The sequence below is a fragment of the Vibrio sp. genome, assembly GCF_047973365.1.
Lineage (GTDB): Bacteria > Pseudomonadota > Gammaproteobacteria > Enterobacterales > Vibrionaceae > Vibrio.
Genome location: NZ_JBKEBW010000011.1, coordinates 60,049 through 70,983 on the forward strand (window position 1 = coordinate 60,049; position 10,935 = coordinate 70,983).

Below are 10,935 nucleotides of genomic sequence, written 5' to 3' on the forward strand. Positions count from 1 at the left end.
GAAACCGACGACAAAACAGTACCTCTCAATGGTAATTGCAAGATCATTGGTGTTATTGTTGAAGCAAGGCTTAGACTGATTTAAACAAATAATTATAGGTTTGTAATGACTACGTTTCTGGTAAACGATTCTTCCGGTACTTGTGATTCCATGTGGTCCAATACAAATGGACTGCAAGTAGATGTCCCACTCAACAAGTACTTGTTTATTCCAAACCTGGATATTTTTGATGAAGAGATTCAACATACAATCGGTGCGGAACGTATAATTTTCTATAGCGGTGTTTACGACCAAATACTACTGCATCAAGCTCTAATTTTAGGAATGCTCGACAAAGAACAATATGAAGTACAAGCAGAGAACTGCGCATCATTAGGATTTGATTCGTTAAGTTTTGTCGATATAACTATACATGAGTGGACACCAATTCCAGTCAAATGCATCCATGACCAAGGGCTTATTGCAGGCGGCACCGGAGCTTATCACGCAATACATGCCTATGTTGATGGTATGTATAATACAAAGCGTGCGGTGATTGAGGCATGTAAAATAGATCCATTTTCATCTGAGCCAGTCTCTGTGTTTAATCACACGCTTGATGGTGATCATACTGTCGAAAACTTAAGCGATATTGGCAATGCAGAGTATGAATTGATATACTCACAGCTAGAAGAGTTAATTTTATCTATGCAAACAGGTGAGAGAGGAGGCCTTATGGATAAAGTAAGATATTCTGGTTGTACGACTTCACCAAATGCTGAAGCTCCGCCGGTTGATGTTAAAGAAGTTATTGAAAAATACAAAAAAAATGGTTTAAAGATTAGAGTTAGAGGTAAAAAACCGACATTCTCTAATGAAACTGAACTCAACAAAGAAAAAATTAAAACAAGAAAGATATCAGCATAACCAAAAATTTAAATATAGAACCGCCTTCATGGCGGTTTTTTATGCCCGAAACAAACAACCACATGTTGTGTTCGACTTATCGCAACTCACAAGGAGCGTCCATCCATAAACACGCTTCTATCAAGGCACTGTTTTAACGTTACAAAGTCAGTTTCACCAGTTAACTTTACCTCAGGGTTTCGCCCTTCTTTTTTTAGCTCCAACATTCGTTTGTGGATCTGCCTTGCTTGCTTTAGACTGACCCGAAGATACTTGCCGATACGGATGCGTTTGTTCTTCCCATTGAATCGGCATCGTTATTGAAACGTGATATTCGCTTTGGGTGAAATCTTAGCAATAAGTCCTTCTCCATCATTTAGCACTGATGGCCCGTTGTAATCACTAAGCTTCTCAATTGATTTAAGTTGCTTGTCTGTAATGCTCATTCTATACCTTAAAAAATTGGACACAGTGCTTACAAAAAACGGACACACATTTAGACGCAAGTGCAAATGTAAGACGTGAGAAAACTTAAAAAACCATAGAAAAAGATATCACAAGAAATGACTCTAATCGGTTGCTATTAAAGGCTTATTTTGACAGTTACAACAAAAGTTAAAAATTCAATGAAAACTGATGAACAACCAACATTCTTCTTCTTCGACTACGAGACTTGGGGTACAAGCCCAGCTAAAGATCGTCCTAGTCAGTTTGCTGGCGTACGCACCGATATGGATTTTAATATCATCGGTGAACCATTAGTTATCTACTGCCAACTGCCTTGTGATTATTTACCGGCGCCGGAAGCCGCGTTGATTACAGGTATTACACCGCAAAAAGCCATGGCGCAAGGCTTATCTGAACCCGAATTCATTGCACGCATCCACAATGAATTGTCGCAGCCAAATACGACCAGCCTTGGCTACAACAGCATTCGCTTCGATGATGAAGTGACTCGTTATACTTGCTATCGCAACTTTTTCGACCCCTACTCTTGGAGCTGGCAAAATAACAACTCTCGCTGGGATTTATTAGACGTCATGCGTGCTTGTCACGCTCTGCGCCCAGAAGGCATTGTTTGGCCTGAAAATGAAGAAGGTTTTGCTAGCTTTAAGCTTGAACATCTTTCCAAAGCCAATGGCATAGAACATGAAAATGCCCACGACGCGATGGCAGACGTGATTGCGACTATCGAGTTGGCAAAAAAAGTTAAAGCCGCGCAACCAAAGTTGTTTGATTACTTCTTCACCATGCGCCAGAAACGCAAACTCACTGAGTTAGTCGATATCGTCAATATGACGCCTCTGATGCATGTGTCTGGAATGTTAGGCAGAGAATGCCAGTACACAAGTTGGATAGTACCTATTGCCTGGCATCCAACCAATCAAAATGCAGTGATAGTAGCGGACTTAGCGAAGAACCCACAGCCGTTGATTGAACTGTCCAGTGAAGAGCTTCACACGCGCCTTTATACAAAACATGATGAGCTGGCACCTGATGAACTTCCTGTTCCGGTGAAACTGGTGCATCTGAATAAATGCCCTATTCTCGCACCAGCGAAGACGCTTACGGCTGAAAATGCAGAAAAGATTGGCATTAACCGCGAACAGTGTTTAGCCAATTTGACATTGATCCGTCAACATCCTGAAATCAGGGAAAAACTGGTTGCACTGTTTTCTATCGACCGTGAGTATGAACAAAGTGGCGATGTAGATACTCAGTTGTATGATGGATTCTTCTCTCCGGCAGACAAAGCTGCAATGGATATTATCCGTAACACACCGCCTGAGTACTTAGCTGCGTTGGACATTACGTTCGCAGATAAGCGTATCGAGCCCTTACTGTACCGCTATCGCGCTCGTCATTATCCCTGGACATTGGATGAAACAGAACAGCGACGCTGGGCTGATCATTGCCGTGATTTTTATCAATCACGCATTGAAGATTACATGCTCAATTTGGAAAACTTAGTTCATGAGCATGAGAGTGACGAAAAGAAAATCACTCTTTTAAAATCCGTTTATCAATACGTTGAAAAACTCGTTTCCTAGGGGCATCGCCCCTGGTTCTATGTACTTATTAATGGCAACAACGTTTCATGGCTCAAACCGCACTTAAATATCTCGTTTCTATGGGAATGATCTTTCTCTGTTTACTGGCAGGGAACAACCTTCAGTCTTGGTTGGATATATCGATACCGGGCAGCATCATTGGTATGTTGATCTTGTTTGGACTGATGACAAGCGGGCTACTGCCTTCAGCTTGGGTAAAACCCAGTGCCAACTTGTTTATTCGCTATATGGTTCTGCTTTTCATCCCAATCAGTGTTGGACTGATGGTGCATTTCGATATGCTGATCAGCAACATTTGGTCAATCTTAGCCAGCGCTATTGGTGGTACAACGATTGTACTTGTGCTTCTCGCTTTCTCTCTTGATCGTTTACTAAAGAAAGGAGGTGAATGATGTGGTTATTAGTCACCATCGTCGTGTTCTTTTTTGCCCGTTGGGCAGCTCGCAAAATCAACTCTCCTTTTGCAAACCCGTTACTAATCAGCATTGGTGTTATCATTCCAATTCTTATCTTGCTTGAAGTTCCCTACGGGACCTACGCTCAAGATAACCAATGGGTGAACTATTTACTTCAGCCTGCCGTCGTTGCACTGGCATATCCTCTGTATGAACAATTGCCTCAAATTCGTGCCAATTGGAAAACCATTATGCTCGCATGTAGCGTAGGTAGTCTGCTATCTATGTTGACAGCAGGGCTCATTGCAGTATCTATGCATGTCGATATCCCGTTAATTGCCGCATTAATGGGTAAGTCAGTAACCACTCCTATCGCCATGGAAGTCTCTAGCCACTTAGGTGGAGAACCTGCAATTGCTGCCATCATGGTACTTTTGGTGGGTGTATTTGGCGCGATTATGGCTTACCCAATCTACAACCTGCTCAATATCACGCACCCAATTGCTCGAGGCTTAACAATGGGGACGATATCTCACGCGTTAGGTACTGCAACTTGTGCAGAAAAAGATCAAAGAGACGCGGCTTTTAGCTCACTTGCATTAGTCGTATGTGGGGTTATTACTTCGCTTCTTGCCTCGTATGCATACTCTTTTGTTCTTTGGTTTGCTAACTAATCGACTACCATAAAGTATAATTTGGCTCAGAAAGTACTTGTTACTTATTCTGGGCCTTAGCTATAGGTTATGGTATGTGTGACCTCACTCTAATTATGCAATAATGCAATTTATTACAATTAATAACGTGATAATAGTCTCAGTAAATCTAGCCTATTCCCCTACACTAAAGCTCAATGTATTAATTAGGAATATCTATGAAAGGCCGTATTGAACAGGCATTAGCAGACACGCAACAACCGATAGCAACGTTTTTGGCGCCTATCGTACTCGCTGATGATTTTGACGCAACATTATCTCCTGACCAATTTAATCAGCTTCTTTCCGTTTCGAAAATGAGTGATGCAGACCTTCGTATTGCGTTGCTGCCTCTGGCTGCCGCTTTTGCTTACGTGCCTATTTCGAAATTCTATGTTGGTGCATTAGCTCGTGGATTATCTGGCCGTATTTACTTCGGCGGTAATATGGAGTTTTCCAAAGTACAAATGGGACAAACCATCCATGCAGAGCAAGCGGCTATTAGCCATGCATGGATCAAAGGTGAAGAAGGCATCCATGATATTACGGTTAACTACAGCCCATGTGGTCATTGCCGCCAGTTCATGAATGAGCTGACTACCGCTAAAAGCTTGATGATTCAATTGCCCAAACGTGACGCTAATTCACTACAATACTATTTACCGGAATCTTTCGGTCCTGCTGACTTAGGCATCACGACGGTATTGATGCATAAGAATAACCATGGCTATAGCTGTGAAGACTCAAATCCTCTGGTTCAATCGGCGGTTTCAGCATTAAATACCAGTTATGCACCATATTCAGAGAACCTGAGTGGTGTAGCGTTGCAATCAACATCCGGTAAATGTTATTTGGGCGCCTATGCAGAAAACGCAGCGTTCAACCCTAGCCTCCCGCCACTGCAAGTAGCGTTGATTCAGATGCGTATGGCGGGAGAGTCATTTGACAATATTGAAGCCGCAGCACTGGCTGAGCTTAACAAAGGCAGTGTAAGCCACTTGGTGGATACCAAAGCGACACTTGCCTCGCTCAATCCACAGTTAGCAGTCAATTATATCGCGCTTTAATCAGAGCGTATTAAGCCAGACGGTTGTCTGGCTTTTTGTCTCTCCAACTATCCCCCATCTTCACTCGACCTTAACGACTTGTGTTTTCGCTATAGAGAATGCAATACGTCAACAAAAGTCAATGTGAGTAAAACAACATAAAGTCGATTTCACAGTCACAGCAACAGATTTACAATTAAACCATATAAAATATGTGGAATAATTGTCATGAAAAAGATCACCTCTCTCATCATATTGCTGTGGCTACCCTCAGTGCTACTGACATGGTCATCTGATGCCAACTATTTTTATTGGCGCCATCAGCTCACGATTCTCACAGGTGCGCTTGGCTTTGCGTACATGGCGGTGGCAATGTTACTGGCTATGCGTATTCCAAAGATAGAAGAGTTTGTACACGGTTTGGACAAAGGTTATGCCATGCATAAGCAAATGGGTATAGGAGCACTCATTACTATACTTATGCACTGGGTGTTGATCGAATTGCCAAAATGGCTAGTGAGCCTAGGATTGATAGCCGGTCAACAAAGACGCCAACGTTTAGGTGGGTTAGCAGAAGGGATTAACTGGACTCACTGGGCAAAAGCGGTTGGGGAATACACGTTCTATATTTTTATTGCCTTTGTCGCGATTAGCCTAATTCAAGCAATTAGTTATCGAAAATTTCGCCTTACACATAAAATTGCTGGCGCAATCTTCCTTGCAGGGTCTTTCCACGGCTTATTGCTACTGGATTACCAATGGAGCTCGGTTGGCTTGAACTCTGTTATCTGGGTTGCTGCAATTGTTGGTTCAATCTGTGCTGTGATCTCGTTGACAGGTTACATAGGCAGAGCCCGAATTGTGAATGGTGAGGTGACTGACATTGAACGCATTCATGACAACGCCAGTCAATCTCGTGTACTGCATGTAACAATGAAACTGGAAAGTTCGATGAAATGCCGCGCCGGTCAGTTTGCTTACGTTAACTTCAACGATAGTGAAGCTCCACATCCTTTTTCGGTATTGAGCTACGATACTCATAATCAAAAGTTAGAGTTCGCGATTAAAGATCTCGGAGACTATACTCATGAACTCTATGAAAACCTTGCGATCGGTAGAAAGGTCGCTGTGGAAGGCGGTTATGGACGCTTCCACATTCCAAACACATCAAAGCAAGTTTGGATTGGTGCAGGTATCGGCATTGTTCCGTTTATTGCGTGGTTAAATCAATTACTTCACTTGCCTCATTCTACTAGCAGACACGTTGAGCTCTTCTATTGCCGAGACAACGATGATCAGACCTATTTTGTCAAAATGTTGCAAAAATTAGTCAGTAAACTGACGTTTGTTCACTTGCATGTTTATACCGCAAGTCACAATGAGTTTTTGTGTGCTGACAGAGTGGCTCAAACTGTCGACCTTTCTGACGCAAGCGTCAGTTTCTGTGGGCCAATAAACTTTGGCAATATACTGAAAGATAGGCTTTTAGAGTTAGGATTAAACAAACAAAACTTCCACTCTGAACGCTTTGTAATGCGATAAAACCAAAGGCAGAGAAGACTTACGCAAACGTTTGCTTTTCTAACATATTCCAGTATCATGGCGGCAGTTTTAGCTACTACCACATCATTAAAAGGAATATCTATGTTTGGGACTGCTACACGTGACAACGCAACCCGTGTACTTTTACTTGGTTCTGGAGAACTTGGCAAAGAAGTGGCAATTGAGTGCCAACGTCTCGGTCTTGAAGTCATCGCTTGTGACCGCTATGCAGATGCACCAGCGATGCAAGTAGCCCATCGCAGCCATGTTCTCAATATGCTAGATGGTGAAGCACTTCAGAAGATTATCGAACTAGAAAAACCTGATTACGTCGTTCCAGAAATTGAAGCTATCGCTACACAAAAGTTAGTAGAACTCGAAGCACAAGGGCTGAACGTGGTTCCAACCGCGAGAGCGGCGTGTTTAACCATGAACCGTGAAGGTATTCGTCGCTTAGCGGCTGAAGAACTCTCTCTGCCAACATCACCGTTTAAGTTCGCAGATAGTTATGAAGATTTCGTTGCTGCAGTACAGCACGTTGGTATTCCATGTGTTTGCAAGCCAGTAATGAGCTCTTCGGGTAAAGGTCAAAGCGTCATCAAAACTGAAGCAGACATCGACAAAGCGTGGAAATACGCACAAGAAGGTGGTCGCACGGGTGCAGGTCGGGTAATTGTTGAAGGCTTTATCGACTTCGACTACGAAATTACTCTGTTGACCGTACGCGCGGTTGACGGCGTTCACTTCTGCGCCCCAATTGGGCATCGTCAAGAAGATGGTGACTATCGTGAATCATGGCAACCACAAGTAATGTCTGAAAACGCATTAAAAGCGGCAGAATACGTTGCTGAGCAAATTGTTAACGCTTTAGGTGGATATGGCATCTTTGGTGTTGAACTGTTTGTAAAAGGCGACCATGTTATCTTTAACGAAGTATCTCCTCGCCCACATGATACAGGATTGGTGACATTGATCTCCCAAGACGTCTCTGAGTTTGCATTACATGTGCGCGCATTTACTGGTATGCCTGTAGGTCAAATTACTCAATACGGTCCTTCTGCATCGGTGGCAATTCTCGGCCAGGGCACTTCGACCAACATTCGTTTTGATGGCATTGCTGAAGCTCTGTCTATTCCTCAGTCGCAAATTCGCCTATTTGCGAAACCAGAGATTGATGGTCGCCGCCGTTTAGGCGTGGCTCTTGCTCGTGGTAAAGATACGACTGAAGCCGTAGATAAAGCGCTGGACTGTGCGCAAGCAGTGAAGATTATTTACTAAGCCCAATACGTTAAAATGAACCCAGCAAAATGCTGGGTTCTTTCATTTCTGGAGTTAGCTTTTAATCAGCCAAACCTCTTCTGAAAATCTAGATAGACCTTTTTTCGCTCTCTTTGGATGCTGAGTATTCGCCATCTCTTGATACACCCTTTCCACATGATATTCCGCAAACAGTGCTTCGACTTCAACTTGAGGGACACTAAATGGCGGACCGGCCATTTCGTGTTGTTCATAATCGAGTGTCACCAGTAAAACTCGTCCACCCGGATTCAATAATGACTTAAGGCGTTCAACATATTGTTTACGCATCTCTTCTGGGAACGCGATGAGTGCTGCTCTGTCGTAAACAATGTCGTATGTACCCACGGGAGCAGTAAAGTAGTCACCGCTATAAATGGAAAGTTCATCAAACTGATATAGCTCATGATGCGCGTTTACCTGAATCACTAGCGGAGTATAAAAATGCTCAGCGAAGAATGAACGAACCGCAATCGTGCTTAGTTCAACGCCATGGACTTCGTCATGTTTTGTTGCCAGCCAGACCAGATCTTCGCTTTTGCCACATAAAGGAACAAACACCTTTTCTTCTCTTTTAGGCTCTGTTTTGTGCCAGTGGTCCATTAACAGCGGGTTGACATCATTTAAGTGGAAACCAATCTGGTTAGATGCCCATTTGCTGTGCCAGAATTCTGGATCTTTCATCAATACTCTCAAAATGTGTCTACGATTATTAGCTCGTAAGAGTACCCATTTCTCATTTGCAGAGATAGTCAAATCTCATTTTACATAATACGAAACATTCTTTTACAAGCTTAGTGGGAACTCTAACCTCCTGTTTAGACTCTTATTTACACGGGCGAATTTACACTAGCTAAAAGTGTGAGCTACTAGACAATAACAATATTAAGCGAGCGAAGAAGATTGAATCGGGCAGTTGTAACTCCATATCTCTAGTACAGCGTCTTACGTTTGTAATCTGAAAAATGAGCCTTTAGATGCCACTTTTGATTTTTCAGCACAAACCAAGGAGAGTGAATGAGCCAGTTCCTACGTACCGCGGCCCTAATGCTTCTAGTATTGAGCCGAGCACCGGCATTTGCGGCTGTACCACCGACCATGCCCATGCCGTCAAAAGCACAAGGTGGAGAATTTGAAAATCAACTGTCATCCAAGCGCTTCAAACATAGCTTAAGCGGCTTGTATGCTATCTCAACGACCGAAGGAAGCGTATATCAACCATACGATGATTTCGACATTCTTTATAGCAAATCACACTACGCGCAAGCAGAGTTGGAAACGCTATGCAAAAGCACGGCCCTATTAACATCAACGGAAGCTTATTTTGCCGGTGTAAAATCGGCGCATAGAGCGAAGGAGAAAGTAAATACCGAACTCGATGGAGAAACAGCTCGTATCACAGACTTAGCGCGAGCAACGATCGTAGCCAACGATGTATCTAGGCTGATGGATGCCTATGAAGCGCTCAGTAAAGAAGCAACCATTGTAAAAGTGAAGAATCGATTTAAGACCCCTGCACCATCAGGTTATCGTGACTTAAACATTCTTGTTGAGTTACCGAAAACCGGCATCATTGCTGAAGTGCAATTTCACTTAAAAGCAATTGCAGATGTGAAGAACGGTGCTGAACACGAGCTGTATGAACAAGTTCAACACATTGAACGTCTCGCTAAACGAGAGCAGCGATCTTATACCTCACTAGAAGCAGCCAAAATTAATCGTATTCGTAGCGAATCAAAGAATCTCTACCAACAGGCTTGGCAGCCTTACATTACTACTCATATCCAAGCGGCTTAAAACGATTCAACCACCTGTTACTACATCAGTAACAGATGGTTGATTGATTCATTGATCGACTGATAACAAAAGACCACGCAACTGGGCGTGGTCTAATACTGGCTACTATTTCGCGACCTTAATGTTCTCAACGCGGGCTTTTAACTTTTGCCCCGGACGGAACGTAACAACTCGTCGAGCGGTAATCGGAATGTCTTCACCCGTTTTTGGATTTCGACCAGGACGTTCATTCTTGTCACGTAAATCAAAATTACCAAAACCGGAGAGTTTTACCTGTTCGCCACCTTCTAGTGCTTTGCGAATTTCTTCGAAAAACACTTCAACCGTATCCTTGGCATCCCGTTTACTAAACCCAAGTTTTTCGAACAGGTTTTCAGCCAATTCGGCCTTTGTGAGCGCCATAAAACTTCCCTCAAAGCTATGTTTAACCTTGCTGTCCAACGACAGCGCCAGAGCAAATTTGTTTAGCCAATCAACGACATATCAGCTTTACGTGAAAAGTGTATGCCAAGCTTATGATTTTCGCCAACTTTTTTATTTGACCTAAATCTCAAATGCCATCAAATCAAACGCATATAAAACCGACAACAACCACATTTAAAACCATAAAATAACAACAATTTAAAATTACACAAATTAATATCTCAACAAAAATTAAAATTAAGACACTTTACTCCAAATAAATGATTGTCAAAAATTTCTGTTGTTCATGAAAATAATTTAGCTATTTATCAAGACATTAATACTTTTGCCAATTTGCAGGCAATTTTTTGAATTCCTTTCACAATCAATAATACCGTTCTAGAAAAATTTCTGATCAGTGAATGGGCATCGATAAGCAAACCCTCCGAGCCATGGATGGCTCGGCGGAGCTTCAGGGACGAATTCATGCGTGTTTGTGTTCGACGCCCATTCGCTGTTCCACCGATGTTCAATCTGATCACATTTTTACCTAGGTCTAAAATCGAGTAGGGTGAGGCGTTACCGCCTCATCCCTCTCACAGAACCGTACGTACGGACCTCGTATACGGCTCATGCATACTTCCATTCAGCATAATTGCTAAACACATACCCTGTTCCTACTTGCTCAAGATTTACCAACCCCAGTTCGTTGAACCATTGGTTTGGCATCGCATAACTGGCTAGAGGACTTTGCGCATTTCTCCAACTACTCATTCGGATAAATCTAAACGGCGGCTTATATCCAAGC

Annotated in this window: 10 protein-coding genes and 2 pseudogenes; 8 read left to right on the top strand and 4 right to left on the bottom strand. The window is 42.8% G+C overall.

Annotated features, from left to right (window positions below; all coding sequences use genetic code 11):
• The first annotated feature begins 105 nt into the window (after positions 1 to 105).
• Complete coding sequence (locus ACK5MF_RS01680; RefSeq protein WP_416918743.1) at positions 106 to 906, top strand: hypothetical protein; 801 nt, start codon at positions 106 to 108, stop codon at positions 904 to 906.
• Between the two features lie 86 nt (positions 907 to 992).
• Here ACK5MF_RS01680 and ACK5MF_RS01685 read toward each other — a convergent pair.
• A pseudogene (locus tag ACK5MF_RS01685) lies at positions 993 to 1,190 on the bottom strand (integrase arm-type DNA-binding domain-containing protein); the annotation flags it as partial.
• 321 nt (positions 1,191 to 1,511) lie between these two features.
• On the opposite strand from ACK5MF_RS01685, the gene sbcB reads away from it, so the two are divergent.
• The 6 genes from sbcB (at position 1,512) to purT (ending at position 7,910) form a co-directional block, all read left to right on the top strand.
• The gene (sbcB, locus tag ACK5MF_RS01690) at positions 1,512 to 2,936 is read left to right on the top strand and encodes an exodeoxyribonuclease I (RefSeq protein ID WP_416918745.1); all 1,425 of its coding nucleotides are present in this window, start codon (positions 1,512 to 1,514) and stop codon (positions 2,934 to 2,936) included.
• A gap of 47 nt (positions 2,937 to 2,983) precedes the next feature.
• Complete coding sequence (locus tag ACK5MF_RS01695; protein WP_416918747.1) at positions 2,984 to 3,349, top strand: CidA/LrgA family protein; 366 nt, start codon at positions 2,984 to 2,986, stop codon at positions 3,347 to 3,349.
• On the top strand, positions 3,349 to 4,026 hold the full coding sequence (locus tag ACK5MF_RS01700) for an LrgB family protein (protein WP_416918765.1): 678 nt from the start codon (positions 3,349 to 3,351) through the stop codon (positions 4,024 to 4,026). Before ACK5MF_RS01695 ends, ACK5MF_RS01700 begins: the two co-directional genes overlap by 1 nt.
• Before the next feature lie 197 nt (positions 4,027 to 4,223).
• Entirely contained in the window at positions 4,224 to 5,111 is an 888-nt protein-coding gene (gene cdd, locus ACK5MF_RS01705) for a cytidine deaminase (protein WP_416918749.1), read from the top strand.
• Between the two features lie 207 nt (positions 5,112 to 5,318).
• Positions 5,319 to 6,632, top strand: a complete 1,314-nt coding sequence (locus tag ACK5MF_RS01710) for a ferric reductase-like transmembrane domain-containing protein (RefSeq protein WP_416918751.1) — start codon at positions 5,319 to 5,321, stop codon at positions 6,630 to 6,632.
• A 102-nt stretch (positions 6,633 to 6,734) separates the two neighbouring features.
• A complete protein-coding gene (purT, locus tag ACK5MF_RS01715; RefSeq protein WP_416918753.1) occupies positions 6,735 to 7,910 on the top strand; it encodes a formate-dependent phosphoribosylglycinamide formyltransferase in 1,176 nt (391 codons plus the stop codon).
• A 54-nt stretch (positions 7,911 to 7,964) separates the two neighbouring features.
• Here purT and ACK5MF_RS01720 read toward each other — a convergent pair whose 3' ends face one another.
• Positions 7,965 to 8,612: a thiopurine S-methyltransferase gene (locus ACK5MF_RS01720; RefSeq protein WP_416918755.1), complete on the bottom strand. Its 648-nt coding sequence runs from the start codon at positions 8,610 to 8,612 to the stop codon at positions 7,965 to 7,967.
• A 333-nt stretch (positions 8,613 to 8,945) separates the two neighbouring features.
• Here ACK5MF_RS01720 and ACK5MF_RS01725 point away from each other — a divergent pair, with 333 nt between their 5' ends.
• Entirely contained in the window at positions 8,946 to 9,725 is a 780-nt protein-coding gene (locus tag ACK5MF_RS01725) for a RelA/SpoT domain-containing protein (protein ID WP_416918757.1), read from the top strand.
• 105 nt (positions 9,726 to 9,830) lie between these two features.
• Here ACK5MF_RS01725 and ihfA read toward each other — a convergent pair whose 3' ends face one another.
• Positions 9,831 to 10,127, bottom strand: coding sequence for an integration host factor subunit alpha (gene ihfA, locus ACK5MF_RS01730; RefSeq protein WP_416918759.1), 297 nt, complete (start codon positions 10,125 to 10,127; stop codon positions 9,831 to 9,833).
• Between the two features lie 630 nt (positions 10,128 to 10,757).
• A pseudogene (locus tag ACK5MF_RS01735) lies at positions 10,758 to 10,935 on the bottom strand (group II intron reverse transcriptase/maturase); the annotation flags it as partial.

What these genes read in the sequence shown, in the direction of transcription:
- ACK5MF_RS01680 (WP_416918743.1), top strand. Translation starts at nt 106, where the DNA reads ATGACTACGTTTCTGGTAAACGATTCTTCCGGTACTTGTGATTCCATG.
- sbcB (WP_416918745.1), top strand. Translation starts at nt 1,512, where the DNA reads ATGAAAACTGATGAACAACCAACATTCTTCTTCTTCGACTACGAGACT.
- ACK5MF_RS01695 (WP_416918747.1), top strand. Translation starts at nt 2,984, where the DNA reads ATGGCTCAAACCGCACTTAAATATCTCGTTTCTATGGGAATGATCTTT.
- ACK5MF_RS01700 (WP_416918765.1), top strand. Translation starts at nt 3,349, where the DNA reads ATGTGGTTATTAGTCACCATCGTCGTGTTCTTTTTTGCCCGTTGGGCA.
- cdd (WP_416918749.1), top strand. Translation starts at nt 4,224, where the DNA reads ATGAAAGGCCGTATTGAACAGGCATTAGCAGACACGCAACAACCGATA.
- ACK5MF_RS01710 (WP_416918751.1), top strand. Translation starts at nt 5,319, where the DNA reads ATGAAAAAGATCACCTCTCTCATCATATTGCTGTGGCTACCCTCAGTG.
- purT (WP_416918753.1), top strand. Translation starts at nt 6,735, where the DNA reads ATGTTTGGGACTGCTACACGTGACAACGCAACCCGTGTACTTTTACTT.
- ACK5MF_RS01720 (WP_416918755.1), bottom strand. Translation starts at nt 8,612, where the DNA reads ATGAAAGATCCAGAATTCTGGCACAGCAAATGGGCATCTAACCAGATT.
- ACK5MF_RS01725 (WP_416918757.1), top strand. Translation starts at nt 8,946, where the DNA reads ATGAGCCAGTTCCTACGTACCGCGGCCCTAATGCTTCTAGTATTGAGC.
- ihfA (WP_416918759.1), bottom strand. Translation starts at nt 10,127, where the DNA reads ATGGCGCTCACAAAGGCCGAATTGGCTGAAAACCTGTTCGAAAAACTT.